This window comes from Pseudomonas wuhanensis, assembly GCF_030687395.1.
Taxonomy (GTDB): Bacteria; Pseudomonadota; Gammaproteobacteria; order Pseudomonadales; family Pseudomonadaceae; genus Aquipseudomonas; species Aquipseudomonas wuhanensis.
The window spans coordinates 5,529,960-5,545,495 of record NZ_CP117430.1; the positions used below are offsets into that span (position 1 = coordinate 5,529,960).

General features: G+C 58.4%; 15 protein-coding genes. 8 read left to right on the forward strand and 7 right to left on the reverse strand.

The genetic code is table 11. The features are described 5' to 3' along the window. Positions 1-32 precede the first annotated feature (32 nt). The 4 genes from PSH88_RS25600 to PSH88_RS25615 all read right to left on the reverse strand — a co-directional run bounded on the left by PSH88_RS25600 (position 33) and on the right by PSH88_RS25615 (position 2,603). Positions 33-827: a hypothetical protein gene (locus PSH88_RS25600; RefSeq protein WP_305483401.1), complete on the reverse strand. Its 795-nt coding sequence runs from the start codon at positions 825-827 to the stop codon at positions 33-35. Between the two features lie 69 nt (positions 828-896). Continuing rightward, positions 897-1,283: a hypothetical protein gene (locus tag PSH88_RS25605; protein ID WP_305423411.1), complete on the reverse strand. Its 387-nt coding sequence runs from the start codon at positions 1,281-1,283 to the stop codon at positions 897-899. Then, positions 1,280-1,570, reverse strand: coding sequence for a hypothetical protein (locus PSH88_RS25610; protein WP_305423413.1), 291 nt, complete (start codon positions 1,568-1,570; stop codon positions 1,280-1,282). The genes PSH88_RS25605 and PSH88_RS25610 overlap by 4 nt, the downstream gene beginning before the upstream one ends. Next, the gene (locus PSH88_RS25615; RefSeq protein WP_305423414.1) at positions 1,533-2,603 is read right to left on the reverse strand and encodes a hypothetical protein; all 1,071 of its coding nucleotides are present in this window, start codon (positions 2,601-2,603) and stop codon (positions 1,533-1,535) included. The genes PSH88_RS25610 and PSH88_RS25615 overlap by 38 nt, the downstream gene beginning before the upstream one ends. Positions 2,604-3,065: 462 nt before the next feature. Between PSH88_RS25615 and PSH88_RS25620 the strand changes: the two genes are divergently transcribed. Then, positions 3,066-3,443 (forward strand): DUF6124 family protein, encoded by a 378-nt coding sequence (locus PSH88_RS25620; protein WP_305427059.1) that lies wholly within the window; start codon positions 3,066-3,068, stop codon positions 3,441-3,443. Between the two features lie 120 nt (positions 3,444-3,563). After that, the gene (locus tag PSH88_RS25625) at positions 3,564-4,538 is read left to right on the forward strand and encodes a 2-hydroxyacid dehydrogenase (RefSeq protein ID WP_305423415.1); all 975 of its coding nucleotides are present in this window, start codon (positions 3,564-3,566) and stop codon (positions 4,536-4,538) included. 55 nt (positions 4,539-4,593) lie between these two features. Here the strand turns inward: PSH88_RS25625 and PSH88_RS25630 are convergent, their stop codons facing one another. Next, the gene (locus PSH88_RS25630; RefSeq protein WP_305423416.1) at positions 4,594-5,496 is read right to left on the reverse strand and encodes a DMT family transporter; all 903 of its coding nucleotides are present in this window, start codon (positions 5,494-5,496) and stop codon (positions 4,594-4,596) included. A gap of 284 nt (positions 5,497-5,780) precedes the next feature. Here PSH88_RS25630 and PSH88_RS25635 point away from each other — a divergent pair, with 284 nt between their 5' ends. From PSH88_RS25635 to fecA, 4 genes are all read left to right on the forward strand, one after another. Beyond that, on the forward strand, positions 5,781-6,656 hold the full coding sequence (locus PSH88_RS25635; RefSeq protein WP_305423418.1) for an AraC family transcriptional regulator: 876 nt from the start codon (positions 5,781-5,783) through the stop codon (positions 6,654-6,656). Between the two features lie 247 nt (positions 6,657-6,903). Further along, positions 6,904-7,392 carry a sigma-70 family RNA polymerase sigma factor gene (locus tag PSH88_RS25640; protein WP_305423419.1) on the forward strand — a complete coding sequence of 163 codons (489 nt, stop codon included), beginning with the start codon at positions 6,904-6,906 and terminating at the stop codon, positions 7,390-7,392. After that, entirely contained in the window at positions 7,389-8,327 is a 939-nt protein-coding gene (locus PSH88_RS25645) for a FecR domain-containing protein (protein ID WP_305423420.1), read from the forward strand. The genes PSH88_RS25640 and PSH88_RS25645 overlap by 4 nt, the downstream gene beginning before the upstream one ends. Positions 8,328-8,477: 150 nt before the next feature. After that, positions 8,478-10,811, forward strand: a complete 2,334-nt coding sequence (gene fecA, locus PSH88_RS25650; protein WP_305423421.1) for a TonB-dependent Fe(3+) dicitrate receptor FecA — start codon at positions 8,478-8,480, stop codon at positions 10,809-10,811. A 276-nt stretch (positions 10,812-11,087) separates the two neighbouring features. Here fecA and PSH88_RS25655 read toward each other — a convergent pair whose 3' ends face one another. Both PSH88_RS25655 and PSH88_RS25660 read right to left on the reverse strand, forming a co-directional pair. Beyond that, a complete protein-coding gene (locus PSH88_RS25655) occupies positions 11,088-11,495 on the reverse strand; it encodes an HPF/RaiA family ribosome-associated protein (protein WP_305423422.1) in 408 nt (135 codons plus the stop codon). A 214-nt stretch (positions 11,496-11,709) separates the two neighbouring features. Beyond that, a complete protein-coding gene (locus PSH88_RS25660) occupies positions 11,710-12,657 on the reverse strand; it encodes a LysR substrate-binding domain-containing protein (RefSeq protein ID WP_305423424.1) in 948 nt (315 codons plus the stop codon). A gap of 135 nt (positions 12,658-12,792) precedes the next feature. Here PSH88_RS25660 and PSH88_RS25665 point away from each other — a divergent pair, with 135 nt between their 5' ends. Further along, positions 12,793-14,169 (forward strand): L-serine ammonia-lyase, encoded by a 1,377-nt coding sequence (locus PSH88_RS25665; protein WP_305423426.1) that lies wholly within the window; start codon positions 12,793-12,795, stop codon positions 14,167-14,169. 63 nt (positions 14,170-14,232) lie between these two features. Continuing rightward, a complete protein-coding gene (locus tag PSH88_RS25670; RefSeq protein ID WP_305423428.1) occupies positions 14,233-15,534 on the forward strand; it encodes a serine/threonine transporter in 1,302 nt (433 codons plus the stop codon). Positions 15,535-15,536: the final 2 nt, after the last annotated feature.

Here is a 15,536-nt window from a genome sequence, read left to right on the forward strand (position 1 = left end):
TTCCCAGAGATCGGGCGACTGTCAGGCCGCTGTTAAGCCAGCAGTCCGGCGTACTTTCCACAGAGCCAATACGCACAAAGGCCAACAACTGAATAGGCAAACATCAGATTGGGAATGACGACCCAGCGTCGTAGGTGTAAAGGGAAGTGCTTTATCTCATCGATACAATGCGGGTCGCTTCTCAGCAGGAATGCATCATCCTCACGAAGCATGGTCGAGAGATGAGTCAAACGGTAATGACGCCCGTACAGACCATCACCCATGACCCAACGGTTGCGACCAATGAAGTAAGAATCGTTGAGGTGAGATTCGAGTTCTTCGAGTTTAAAAAAACTGATGTACACACGCAGCACTGAAACGATAAAAACCAAGGCAAGAAAGCCGATCAGGATGGCTGTGTAGAGTAGTTTCAGGTCACTCATCGGGTTTGAAATGGTTGCACGCAAAGATACAAAGCCACTCCAAAGCAACAGTAGTCCAGCGCTGACGACCGCAATCCGCATCAGTTTTTTTGGAGTTTCAGCCCATTTTTTCAGGCGCTCCGGCAAGATTTCAGCTTCCATAAACGCATACGAATCCAACATCTGATGCTGATAGAAACTCCCCGTTAAAGCGCCAATCAACCTAAGTCTGTTCATCCTTCCAAACGGGCCGTTACCCGCTGTGTTTCGATTGATACTCACCAGGTGAGACGCATTGAAGTGATCTTCAATTTGGTCGAGTTTGAAATAGGCGGCGTACAGCAGGATTACCTGACTGGTAAAAACCAGTAGAAAAATGATCGCAGCAAGAACAAGCACGATATTTTTAGTGTCACTCATCATCATCGGACGGGGTTAAAAATACTTCATACTCGCTCATGGCGATACGCCCTCAAAAAAACCTCCACCACAGACTTAACTCAGTAGGCCGGTATATTTTCCCCAGCCCCATAAAGCCACCATACAAACAATGAAAAACGTTGCGATATGAAATGGAATATTGACCCACAACCTAAGTCCAGCAGGAAATTGTGCTATATCCGAGATCGCCAGCGGGTCAGTTTGCTGCAGGAATGACGTGCTGGCGCAAAGCAATCCGCTGATTCGGCTCAAGCGCATTAATCTGCTAATGGGTCCACTGCCCGTCAAATGATCGTTTTCTAAAACAGCGGAACTCTTAAGAAGTTTTTCAATTTCGTCCAGCTTGAAGAACGCCACATAAAACATAACGATCAAATTTATAAGCATAAAACCCAATAAAAGTAGGGCGCATGCTCCATACAGCATCTTTTCTTGGCTCATGGAGTTGTTACCTCGTAGATCAATTCTCCACCAGCCTCTCCAAACTTCGCCCCGATATTTCCTCCAACTGATGCTGTGCCCCCGCTAAGAATTAACGCGCAAACAACACCGCCTAAGCCGCGGGTCTTCAAAGCAATACCGGCGCAGTACTTCAAGGTGATTTTTCCCGTCACAACTCCTGCGGTAACACCGCCAATTACGTTACCAGACAGCTTACCGCCCTCGGAAAATTGCACCTGCCTGCAGTCTTCAGCACTTCCTGTACGGCAAACCTCGTTGATACGCATGGTAGCCGCACCTGCTGCAAGCCCTATTCCTACATAGCCTCCCAGCCTTCGCCACACCATCAATGTTAGAGGCGTAGCCGGGTAACTGTGTCGGTGCCCCTGCCTTGTTCCAATGATGAATCGCTCTACGAGTAGAAAGGCCCAAGGCACGCTTGAGCTTGGGATGATCCGGGATACCGGTGCCTTTGCGTACAAGCCCCCCCAGACCAACATCGAGTTTGGCCATCAACCGCCTGCGCCGGGAAAAAAACTCAGGGGAATGCAAATGCCCGTGTTCACGGAATTGCTGTTGATGCAACCCATCAAGTTCTTTCAGGGTCGTTTTCAGGCTCTCCAGATGCTGACCGATCATGAACGACGCCACGCCTAACGATCCCGCCGACACCTCCAAAAACGGCTCGATCACTTCATGATGCTCGACTAAAAACGATGCCTCTTCATCACTCAGATCCTTCAATGCTTCGTTCACCTTCTCCGCCACGATCATCATTTGCGCCTCTTCGCGACGGTACATGTAATGCCGTGAATCGCTGAAAATCACCATTTGCCCCGGCTTCACTCGCTCGCCGAGATGCCGATTGAGCGAGCGTAATTCCTGGCGCAGTGCATCGCTTGGCGGGTTTTCGTACAGCGAACGCTCTAGAGCGTCGAGGGTCATGGGCTGCTGAATAATATGGAAACCCGACTCCACGGGTTTGGGCAGGGTGAAGGCGTGTTCTTCGACCAGATGCTGCGCCGGTGGCAGCTCAGGTTTGGGGTTGAAGGCATTCCATGAGGCACCGCCGTTATCGGAATCGATTCGGGGCGTCACCATGACCCAATCACCGTTGCTAACGGCATTGATGAGTTTTTGCTGGTTGGCGGCCTGCATGTAGTTGGAGCTGTTAACGCCGACCGCGCTTAGTAGGTCGTCGAAGCCTTGCAGGTCGTAGGGATAGTTCAGGGCCTGGCGCAAGTCGGCGACGGCTTGGTGGCTGTCTAGCACCTGGCCGTGTTGGCTGGTGAGTTGGTTTTTGGGGATGAGTCTGGTCACGCTCGTGTCCCGTTCCTTGGAAACGTGAGACTTTGGCGAGTGGGCTCAAAGGGGGATGCCGGGCGAATCGTTTTTGCGTGTAGGGGAAGTCCGAGTTTTTTGATGGCGACATTGTGGGTGCAGTCTTCAGCAGTTCCTACAGACGGGGTGATTTTTGAGGGCGTTTCCGACAAGTTTTGACGGTTGTTGCGTCGGAAGCGAAATGGGTAGGCTTTGTGGGTCGCTGCAAAATCAGCGATCAGGTCTGGAAAACCTGGCAAACACTTACCACAGCTCATGGCATGCTGCGGCGCTTTTTTCTGCACGCAATCCTTGTTATGGCGGCTGTGCGCGGGAGACCTTCGGGTCTGCCGGGTTTTGGTGGATGTTCCGGTTTTTCCAGTCCGCGCACAGCTGCCACCCATTTCGTCTGGAAAACGAAAGATGGCAGTTCCACTTCATCTGCCAATGAGTAACTTCCGCATGATCAAAGAAACACCGAACCCTCCGGAAACCGACGACGTTTCCCCCTACGAATCCCCCAACTCCAAGAAACTCAACGAAGCCGCCGAACGCGCGCTGAATCACTACCTCAACCCCGCTGCCCTCAAATCACCGACCATCCGCAAACCCAGCACGATGTATATGCTCGCACCGGCGATCAAAGACGAAGACCTGTTGGCCCACACCTGTGAATCGTTGGCCCAGGCCAGAGTGATGGCCAGCAATTTTGCGACCTATCTGGAAGGTCCGCATCGGAATACGGCCATGGCGATTCAGCAGATCGTCATGCTGGCCGAGCTGGCGGTGAACCGGATGCTGGATAACCTCAACGTACCAAAACCCGCGCCACACAGCTGACCCCTTGTAGGAGCGAACTGTGGTGAGGGTGGCGTACACCCGGCAATCCGAGCGCTCGCATAATGTCCGGGAAGAATGTTAGCGTGCTTGGCATTCTCCAATCCCGACGAGCCGCCTCCAATGAAAAAAACCGTCCTCGCCTTCAGCCGCATCACCCCACCGATGATCGAACGTCTGCAACAAGACTTCGACGTGATCGTGCCGAACCCGAAAAACGGCGACATCAACGCCCAGTTCAATGAAGCCCTGCCCCACGCCCACGGCCTGATCGGCGTCGGTCGCAAACTCGGTCGCGCGCAACTGGAAAACGCCAGCAAACTGGAAGTGGTCTCCAGCGTCTCGGTCGGCTACGACAATTACGACCTCGCCTACTTCAACGAACGCGGGATCATGCTCACCAACACCCCCGACGTACTCACCGAAAGCACCGCCGACCTGGCCTTCGCCTTGCTCATGAGCAGTGCCCGCCGCGTCGCCGAGCTGGACGCCTGGACCAAGGCCGGCCAATGGCAAGCCACCGTCGGCGCGCCGTTGTTCGGTAGCGATGTGCATGGCAAAACCTTAGGCATCGTCGGCATGGGTAACATCGGCGCGGCCATCGCCCGGCGTGGTCGGCTGGGCTTCAACATGCCGATTATCTACAGTGGCAACAGCCGCAAGACCGAACTGGAACAGGAACTCGGTGCGCAGTTCCGCAGCCTCGACCAACTGCTGGCCGAAGCCGATTTCGTCTGCCTGGTGGTGCCGCTCAGCGAAAAAACCAGACACCTGATCAGTCACCGCGAACTGGCGCTGATGAAACCGAGCGCCATTCTGGTGAACATCGCCCGCGGCCCCGTAGTGGACGAACCGGCGCTGATCGAAGCGCTGCAAAACAACCGGATTCGCGGTGCCGGGCTGGACGTCTACGAGAAAGAACCGTTGGCCGAGTCGCCATTGTTCCAACTGAAAAACGCCGTGACCTTGCCGCATATCGGCTCCGCGACTCACGAAACCCGTGACGCCATGGCCAACCGTGCCTTGGCCAACTTGCGCAGTGCCTTGTTGGGTGAGCGGCCGCAAGATCTGGTGAGTCCACAAGTGTGGAAAGGCTGACTAAATAAGGGTAGGCGGTTCAAACGCCTGCCCGCTCTCTACAGATTCGGGCACTTCACGCCAATTTACCGTTTCCTTGCACCATCGACGTCCTGGGTTTACGGAACACCAGCACATTCCCCAACATCACCAACACCAGCCCCACCAGTGCCGGCGCCGTCCATTGATAGCCTTCGGCAAACGCCGACACGTTCAGCGCCACCACCGGAAAGAGTACGGTGCAATACGCCGCCCGCTCCGGCCCCATGCGCCCGACCAGCGTCAGGTAGGCGGTGAAGCCGATCACCGAGCCCGGAATCACCAGGTACAGCAACGAGCCGATGTAGCGGGCATTCCATTCCATGTCGAACGGGATGCCTTTGACCAGGCACCACGCCGACAACATCGCCGCGCCGTAAGCCATGCCCCAAGCATTGGTGGTCAGGGGTTTCAGGCCAGCTTTCTGTTGCAAACTCGACAGCATGTTACCCGCCGAGAAACACAAGGTGCCGAGCAACGCCAAGCCCAATCCGAGCAAGGTTTCGGGGCTGGCGGTATGACCGGCCAGCTCTGGCCAGAACAACAGGCCCAATCCGAGCAACCCCAGTGCACCGCCCATCAGTACATTGCGAGCGATTTTCTGACCGAAAAACACCCGTGCGTTGAAGGCATTCCACAGGGTGGCGGTGGAAAACACCACGGCGACCAGACCGCTGGGGATCCACTGGCTGGCGGTGAGGAAACACATGAAATTGATGCAGAACAGGCACAGGCCCTGAGCCAGGCAAATCAGATGCCCGCGACGGTTCATCACCTGCAAGCGCCGGCTGAGCAGCAACAGCGCGAACAGCACCAACGCGGCGAGGCCAAAGCGATAGACGATCGACACCGGAATCGCCACCACGCCCAGTTGCCATTTCAAGGCAATCCAGGTGGTGCCCCAGATCAGCACGGTCAATAAATACAACGAAAGGTTCATGGCGACAGCTCCGGGATGGGCAATGCTGTTTACTTTGGGGCGAGCGAGCTTGCTCGCGCTTGAGTGCATAGCGCTCACAAAACTGGCGAAATTTGCCAGGACTTGGGGGCCGCTACGCAGCCCAGCGCGAGCAAGCTCGCTCGCCACAGTGCATTGCCTGATTAGGGGGCCAGTGTGCTGCGCCAATCGTGGGCGCACTTGCATAAACTTGCGCTTTTGTCGGCCGGCGGGCTGGCAGGCCAACGTCTACGGAGTAGGATGCAAAGCGTTGGAGAGAACCGATCATGGCCGCACTGGAAACCCTGCAAGTCTTTCAAGCGCTTAACCGCTCGCCCAATGCTCGTCTGGAGCACAGCGCCGAGCTCGGTGACGGCATGGCTGCAGCTTTGTGGAACAACCACCATGATGCCCAGGACTACGAAGCGCCGAGCCATCACACCCTGTCGTGCTATATCGCCGGCGGCACCGGCACCTTTCGCCGCGACCAGCCCGGCACCAAGGGCGGCCCGGACAAGCTGTGCATCTTGCCGGCCGACCATCAGTCAGGCTGGGTGATCAATGGCGATATTCGCCTGGCCCACCTGTATTTCAGCCCCGAACAATTTGCCCTGGGCTGCGTCACGCTGCTGGATCGTGAACCGCGGGAATTGCAGTTGCGCGAGCGCACCTTCCTCGAAGACCCGCAGCAGGCCCGGCGCTTTCGGCAGTTGATCGCCCTCAACTGGGACGAACCGGGCGAACGCCTGCTCACCAGTAGCCTGGCCCATGAAATGCTTAGCCATGCCCTGCTCAGCCAGGTTGGCGTGCGCCAGGGCTTGCGCCTCAAGGGTGGGTTGGCGGCGCATCAGCGGCGGCAGTTGGTGGAGTTCATCGACCATCAAATGGCCGAAGCGATCAGCCTCGGGCAGTTGGCGGCGTTGTGTGCGCTGTCGGAATACCACTTTGCACGGATGTTTCGTGTGAGCTTCGGTTTGCCGCCGCATCAGTATGTGCTGGCGCGGCGGTTGAGCCGCGCGCGGGAGCTGTTGCGCGGGACGTCGCAGCCACTGGGGGATATTGCGTTGGCCTGTGGGTTTGCCAGTGCGAGCCATTTCACCAATCGGTTTCGCCAGGCGCTGGGTGGCACGCCTGGGGAATATCGGCAGGCGTTTTTGCGCTAGCGCTGCAATCCATTGGTTTTCGGTGCCTGTGCAGCCGCCTTCGCGAGCAAGCCCGCTCCCACAGGTGACCGCGTTCTCTCAGAGGAATGCGGTTGAATATGGGAGCGGGCTTGCTCGCGAAGAACGATGACGCGGCTTCCGGACCAGAAAAACCGACCAAGAGCCGATTGCCGGATCCAGCCCCCGCCCCTACAATGCGAACAATTCTTGTTCTCTAACGTATCGAAATACGTCCGGAGCGGTTCCGTTGTCGTCAGCCTCTACCGTCGAAGTCCTTTATCACGCCCATCACAACTGGCTCACCGGTTGGCTGCGGCGCAAACTCGGCTGCCCTGACAGCGCCGCGGATCTGGCTCAGGACACATTCATTCGAGTGCTGACGGCACGGGAAACGCCCCATATCATCGAGCCGCGGGCGTTCCTCACCACCATCGCCAAGCGCGTGCTGTTCAATCATTACCGTCGTCAGGATCTGGAGCGCGCCTACCTCGATGCGCTGGCGCAGATGCCGGAAATCGTCGCGCCGTCGGAGGAGGACCGGGCGATCATCCTGCAAACGTTGATGGAGCTCGACCAGCTGCTAGACGGCCTGCCACGCCTGGTCAAACGCGCCTTTTTGTTGGCTCAGCTCGATGGTTTGACTTATCCACAGATCGCCACCGAACTGGGCATTTCCATTGCCACCGTCAAACGGCACCTAAACAAAGCGGCGATGCGCTGCTACTTCGCACGATGAACAGCCCTGCGGATTTTTCCTCTCAAGTCGCCGAGCAGGCCGTGCACTGGTGGATGGAAATCCAGCAAGGGCCGTTGAGCCCGCGCCAGCAAATCGCCTGGCAGCAATGGCTCGATGCTCACGGTGAACATCGACGGGCCTGGGAACACATTCAGCGGGTCAATCAACGCTTGCGCGGGTTGTCTTCACCACTGGCCCATGCCGCCCTCAACGCACCAAAATCCGCCGGCCGTCGTCAGGCGTTGAAGCTGTTGCTGATTCTCGGTGCGGGTTCGGCGGTCACCTGGGCCATGCGCGAGCACAATCCGCTGACGCCGTTGCTGGCCGACTACCGCAGCCCGATCGGCCAGCGACGTAAAGTGTCGCTCGGTGATGGCAGCCAAGTGCAGCTCAACACCGCCAGTTCGGTCGATGTGCGAGTCGACGGTCAGCAGCGGCTGATCCGCTTGTTTGAGGGCGAGATGTTGCTGACCGCCGCCCAAGCGTTTCAAGTACAGACCGCACAAGGCCTGTTGAAAACCCAAGGCGGACGGCTGAACGTGCGGCAGTTTGCCGATCACACTCACGTGGCGGTGTTCGAAGGCAGCATCGAATTGACGCCCCATGGCGGCGCACCGCTGATGCTGCAAACCGCCCGACAGTTGAGCTTCGGCGCACGCGGCATCAGCGCTCCCTTGCCACTGGACGCCAACAACGGCGCCTGGGTCGACGGCATGCTGGTGGCCGCGCACATGCGCCTGGGAGATTTCCTCGATGAACTCGGTCGCTATCGCCGGGGGCAGCTCAAGTGCGCGACGAATGTTGCCGATCTGCTGATCTCCGGGACTTATCCACTGGACAACAGCGAGCGGATTCTTGATCTGCTGGAAATCAGTTTGCCGGTGAAGGTGAGGCGTTTTACCCGGTATTGGGTGACGGTTGAGGCACGGGCCTGAATCTTGATCAACGCACATCACCTGTGGCGAGGGAGCTTGCTCCCTCGCCACAAAAGCCAACCTGCGTCACCCCAGCGTGAGCCGTTTTTCAGATCTGGCGTGACAGAGAAGGAAAGCCCCCTTGATTCAACCTTCTCAGGATCGCCCTCCATGCAACTCACCCGCGTCACACCGCTGACCCGCACCTTGCGCCAACTCTTGCTGGGCGTCAGCCTGAGCTTCGGCGTTCTGCCACTGGTGCACGCCGCTGATGCCAAGCCGTATCACATCGCACCGTCCTCGCTGGAGAGTGCACTTAACCAATTCGGCCGTGAAGCCGGCGTGCTGATCTCCTTTGGCTCACAAGTCACCAGCGGTGTGCAAAGTCGCGGCCTGGAAGGCAACTACACCCCTTCGCAGGGCTTGAACGCGCTGCTCGAAGGCACCGGCCTGCAAGCCCGCGCCGAGGGCGATAATGCCTTCAGCCTGCAACCGGCGGGTGATGCGACGCTGGAGCTGGACACCTCTAAAGTGGTCGGCGACTGGCTTGGCGATGCGGCGCAAACCAACGTCTTCGAACACCCCGGCGCTCGCGACGTGATCCGCCGCGAAGCATTCGAACGCCAGGGCGCGACTCAGGCCAGGGATGTGCTCAACCGCATGCCCGGGGTCAATGCGCCGGACAACAACGGCACTGGCAGCCATGACATGGCACTGAACTTCGGCATTCGCGGGCTCAACCCACGGCTGGCTTCACGCTCCACGGTATTGATGGACGGCATTCCGGTGCCCTTCGCCCCTTATGGTCAGCCGCAGCTTTCATTCGCGCCGATCAGCATGGGCAACATGGACGCGGTCGACGTGGTGCGCGGCGGCGGTGCGGTGCGCTACGGTCCGCAGAACGTCGGCGGTGTGGTCAACTTCGTGACCCGCGCCATTCCCGATGAGCCGACGGTCAAGGGCGGCTTCCAGACCGAAACCAGCCCATCGTCCAGCCATGACGGCTTCAAAACCACCGGCAATTTGCTGGCCGGCGGTACGGCCGATAACGGTCTGGGCGGCGCGATTCTGTACTCGGGCACCCGCGGTGGCGACTGGCGCGAACACAGCGACACCGAAATCGACGACCTGATCCTCAAGGGCAAATACCAGCTTGATGACGCCAACAGCTTCAACGCCATGGCCCAATATTACGAAGGCAAGGCCGACATGCCCGGCGGCCTGAACGTCGCCGATTACGACGCCGATCCGTACCAGTCGACCCGCCCGAAAGACCAGTTCTGGGGCCGCCGCACGATGTTCAACTTCGGCTATCGCTATCAGGAAGATCGCCGCGAGTTCACCGCCAATACCTTCTTCACCAAGACCCTGCGCAGCGGTTATCTGGACCAGGGCACGTTCCTTTCACTGTCGCCACGCGAGTATTGGGTACGTGGCCTGGAAACCCGTTTCGCCCAAGGCTTCGATCTCGGCCAGACCAGCCATGAAGTCGGCGTCGGCTATCGCTACATCAACGAAGCCGGCCACGAACTGCGCTACCGCACGCCGATCGCCAGCAACGAATATCCGACCACCAACAGCCGCAACGACCGCGATACGCGGGGCGGCACCGAGGCCAATGCGTTCTTCGTCGACGACCGGATCGATATCGGCAAGTGGACGATCACGCCGGGCATCCGCTACGAAATGATCGAGTCGCAGCAGACCAACAACCTGACCAACGTGAAATACAAGGGTGACTACAACACCGCCCTGCCGGCGCTGAACGTGCTCTATCACCTGACCGACAGCTGGAACCTCTACGCCAACACCGAAGGCTCATTTGGCAGCGTGCAGTACAGCCAGATGCCCAACCGGGTGACCAGCGGCGAAGTCAAACCGGAGAAGGCGCGCACCTGGGAGCTGGGTACCCGGTACGACAACGGCGCCTTGCGGGCAGAGATTGGTGCGTTCCTGATCAACTTCGATAACCAGTATGAAAGCAATCAAACCAACGACTCGGTGATCGCCCGAGGTGAAACACGTCATCAAGGCATCGAAACCAGCATCAATTACGCCCTCGACGACTTGAGCCCGGCGCTGGCCGGTTTCGATGTGTACGCAACTTACGCCTATGTTGACGCGAGCATCCGCGAAGACGGGCCGAACAAGGGCAATCGCGTGCCGTTCTCTTCGAAACACAAAGGCACGCTCGGCGTCGGTTATACCGAAGGCGCGTGGAAACTGAATCTGGACAGCAGCTATCAGAGTGATCAGTTCGCTGACAACGCCAATACCTCGGCCGAAAGCGCCGATGGCAGCACCGGCAAGATTCCGGGGTATATGTTGTTCAGCAGCCGTGCGGCGTATGACTTCGGGCCGAAGTTGTCGGACCTGAACGTGGCGGTGGGGGTGAAGAACATCTTCAACCACCAGTACTTCACCCGCTCGTTCGATGACAACAATAAAGGCAAGTACGTGGGGGAACCGCGGACGGTGTATGTGCAGACTTCAATCGCGTTTTGATTACTGACCACGGGTCTGAGGTCGGACCTATTGTGGCGAGGGAGCTTGCTCCCGCTCGGCTGCGAAGCAGTCGTAAAACCTGCTGACGAGATTTGCCTGACACACCGCACTGGATGGTTTGGGGGCCGCTTCGCACCCCAGCGGGAGCAAGCTCCCTCGCCACAGGCTCCATGGCACCACAGGAGCCGGCGAATACCAGAAACAAGAACGGGCCTGCATAAGCAGGCCCGTTTTTTAGGTGGAGAGAAAGTAGGAAGGTAAAAAGTGAATCAGGCCTCAGCCGTTTTGTGCAGCCTGTTCGTTCTCGAGAAACTCGTCTTCCAGCAGCGCATCGGCAGTAGGCCTTTCGAACGGCACCACAGCGGCACGTGGTTTGCCCCGCAGTTTGCCGAACAGATGTTCAAGCGCATGTTCGAGTTTTTCGGCCGCACCGTCGATCGCCAGTTCCAGGTTAGCGGCTTTATGGGTGACAGAAATCGGTTGGTGGCCTTTTGGCCTCGCTTCCAGCTGGCAGCGTATATCGTGGGGACCGAGCTTGTCGCCGTTCTCGTCCCGCAGATGGACCTCGACGCGGGTCAGGTCCTCCTCATAACGTTCGAGCGTGCTCTCAATGGTAGTACGTACCCACTCCTCCAGTCGGATGCTGCTTTGAATATGGTTATCGCTATTGACTTGGATTTGCATAGTTCCATCCCTTATTTCAGCTAGCTCGCGAGAGGCCCTTCGGCTGGCCCTTGGGCTTCATCACCGTGACCTCTTGGTTACACAATCGGTGTGTGCGCAGAACATTTCAACCCCTAAAGAAAGATAAATTCTCATACGCAAAAAAAGCCGGACAAGAAGCAAAAGCGCTGTTAAGGTCGGGAGTTGGGTCGCCTCGCTCTTTTGTCATAATTGCTCACATCTGCCGCTCCGCCAGCGGGTGCAGGCTACGAAATATCCCCGCCTCCTCCACCAGCCAGTCATGCACCGCGCGTACACCCGGATGACTCAGCGCGCCCGGCGCATAGAGCAGCACGTAACGCTTGTGATTGGGCACCGCCAGGCCAAACGGCACGATCAACGTCCCGCGCTCCAGTTCATCGTTGAGCAGCGTTCGCCGCGCAATCGCCACGCCCATCCCGGCAATCGCCGCTTCGATGGTCAGGTGATTGCGATTGAAGGTATGCCCGCGCCGTACATCCGCGCCCTCGAAGCCGATGGCGTTGAGATAAAACTCCCATTCCGCGTACTCGTAACTGCCGCGCCAGGCGGTGATGTCGTGCAGCAACGGAAAATGCACCAGGTCCGCCGGGCCATGCAGTGGCGGCCTTCCGCGCAACAGGTTGGGGGCACACACCGGAAAGATCTGCTCATCCAGCAAGGCTGTGGATAACAATCCGGGGTAGCTGCCGTCGTTCAGGTCAATCGCCAGATCGAAGTCGCCTTCGTGCAACGGAACACTGCTGTCCTCAGCCACCAGCCGCAGCTGAATATCCGGAAAGCGCTGCTGCAAACGCGGCAACCTGGGGGTCAGCCATTTGCTCAGGAACGAGGGAATTGAGCGCAACCGCAAAATCCCGCTGATCATTCCCGCATCCAGTCGTCGCAATTCCGCATCAATGCTGCCGTAGGCCTCGTTGACGGTGATAGCCAATCGCTGGCCTTCGGCGCTCAATTCCACGCCCCGGGCGCGACGATGAAACAGGCGAAAACCTAGCCGCTCTTCCAGTTGGCGAATTTGCTGACTGACCGCCCCCGGCGTGATGTGCAGTTCTTCGGCGCAACGGGTGAAGGACAAGTGCCGCGCGGCACACGAAAACACGTGCAGCCAGACGTAGGTCTGGGCGTGCAATTGGCGACTCATTGTTTAGTCCTGCTAAAGGCTGTCTTAGGAAGTTTCGTTGGTCACGTAGGACCGAGGTAGGCAGTATCGCCGACATTGCGCTTGGCCTACAAAAATGGCGGCGATTCCTCTTCCATTGCTTGTATAGGCTTTAGCATGGCTATCAGTGTTTTCGATCTCTTCAAAGTCGGCATCGGTCCGTCCAGTTCCCACACCGTCGGCCCTATGCGTGCCGCCGCGACCTTCGCCCAGGCACTGATTGACCAGGGTTTACTGGCCGACGTACGGCGGGTAGAAATCCGCCTTTATGGTTCGCTTTCGGCCACCGGCGTCGGCCACGCGACCGACCGTGCCTGCATCATGGGCCTGATGGGCGAATGGCCAGACAGTATTGATCCGAACTCAATCGACAGCCGAATCCAGCATCTGCGCGAAACAGGCGAATTGTCCCTGGCCGGCAAATCGACCATTGCGTTCAACTGGCAGCACGACCTCCTGCTGCTCGACGAGAGCCTGTCCTACCACCCAAACGCCATGTCCCTGACAGCCTTCGGCGAAACCGGTGAGCTGTTCGAGCAGACGTACTACTCGGTAGGCGGTGGTTTCATCATCGAGGCGGCCGAAGCCGAGTCTGGCATTGCCCCTTCCAGCGACGTAGTGCTGCCGTACGATTTTTCCAGCGCCGCCGAGTTGCTCAAGCTCTGTAACCAGCACGGTCTGCGGGTTTCCGAGCTGATGATGGCCAATGAACGGGCCTGGCGCAGCGACGCCGAGATCCGCCAAGGGTTGCTGCATATCTGGTCGGTGATGCGCGAGTGCGTCGAGCAAGGTCTGCGTCACGAAGGCATCCTGCCCGGCGGTCTGAATGTTCCGCGCCGCGCCGCGAAATTGCACCGCAGTCTGTTGGAAATCGGCAAACCGAATGTCATCAGCTCCACCCTGTCGGCCATGGAGTGGGTCAACCTGTTCGCCCTCGCCGTAAATGAAGAAAACGCGGCTGGCGGACGCATGGTGACCGCGCCTACAAACGGGGCGGCGGGGATCATTCCGGCCGTGCTGCACTACTACATGAAATTCAACCCGGATGCGTCGGACGATGACGTCGTAGCGTTCTTTTTGGGCGCTGCGGCCGTAGGCATTCTCTGCAAGAAAAACGCCTCGATCTCTGGCGCCGAAGTCGGCTGCCAGGGTGAGGTCGGTTCCGCGTGCGCCATGGCCGCCGCAGGTTTGGCGGACGTGCTCGGCGCCACCCCGGAGCAACTGGAAAACGCCGCCGAAATCGGCTTGGAACACAACCTCGGCCTGACCTGCGATCCGGTCGGCGGCCTGGTGCAAGTGCCGTGCATCGAGCGCAACGCAATTGCTGCCGTGAAGGCAATCAACGCCACGCAAATGGCCCTGCGCGGCGACGGCAAACACTTCATTTCCCTGGACCGGGTGATCCGCACCATGCGCGATACCGGCGCCGACATGCACGACAAATACAAAGAAACTTCACGGGGCGGCCTGGCGGTGAGCTGGGTGGAGTGCTGAGGAGCACTCCCTGATCGTCCGCAATACGTGAGCCCGAGCAAGAATAATAACGAGGCCAAAACGATGACCGAAATACGTACACCTGCTGCCGATAATCCTGCTGTAGACCTGACACGCAATAGCGAAATAACCCACAAAGGCTGGAGCAAACACGACACCACCTGGATGCTTGGCCTCTATGGCACGGCGATTGGTGCCGGCACGTTATTCCTGCCAATCAACGCCGGTGTCGGTGGTTTCTGGCCGCTGCTGCTCCTGGCGGTACTGGCCTTTCCGATGACCTTCTTCGCCCACCGTGGCCTGACGCGCTTCGTGTTGTCCGGCCGTTCCGGGGACATTACTGAAGTGGTGGAAGAACACTTCGGCATCGGTGCCGGCAAGCTGATCACGCTGCTGTATTTCTTCGCGATCTTCCCGATTTTGCTGGTGTACAGCGTGGCGCTGACCAACACGCTGAGCAGCCTCATGGAGCACCAATTGCACATGACACCGCCCCCTCGGGCGATCCTGTCGCTGGGGCTGATTCTCGGCTTGATGGCCATCGTCCGTTGCGGTCAGGGCGTCATCGTCAAATGCATGAGCGTGCTGGTTTATCCGTTCGTCGCGGCATTGCTGTTGCTCGGTGTCAGCCTGATTCCAAATTGGAACGGCGCGTTCTTCGCCACCGCCAGTGAAGGCATGCCACTGCCGCTGTTCTTCAAGACCTTGTGGCTGGCGATTCCGGTGATGGTGTTCTCGTTCAACCATTCGCCGATCATCTCCGCCTTCGCCGTCGATCAGAAACAGCGCTACGGCGAACAAGCCGAACGCAAAAGCAGCGGCATTCTGGCGATCGCTCACGCCATGATGGTCGTCACGGTGATGTTCTTCTGCTTCAGCTGCGTGCTGGCGTTGTCCCCGGCTGATTTGGCCGCCGCGAAGGCGCAGAACATTTCGATCCTGTCGTACCTGGCCAACCACTTCCAGACACCGGTCATCGCTTACGCCGCACCGTTGATTGCGCTGGTGGCAATCACCAAATCCTTCCTCGGCCATTACATCGGCGCCAGCGAAGGCTTTCAGGGCCTGATCGTGAAAAGCCTGCGTGGCCGTGGCCGCGTCATGTCCGCCAGTTGGCTGAACCGCGTCACTGCGCTGTTCATGATCCTCAGCTGCTGGGCCGTGGCGACCTTCAACCCGAGCATCCTGGGCATGATCGAAACCCTCGGTGGGCCGATCATCGCGTGCCTGTTGTTCCTGATGCCGATGTACGCCATCCGCCGCGTGCCGGCCTTGCGCCAGTACTCGAATCAGGCCTCGAACGTGTTCGTGGTGTTGATCGGTTTGGTTGCACTGTCTGCGATCATTTACTCGTTCATGCCCTGAAA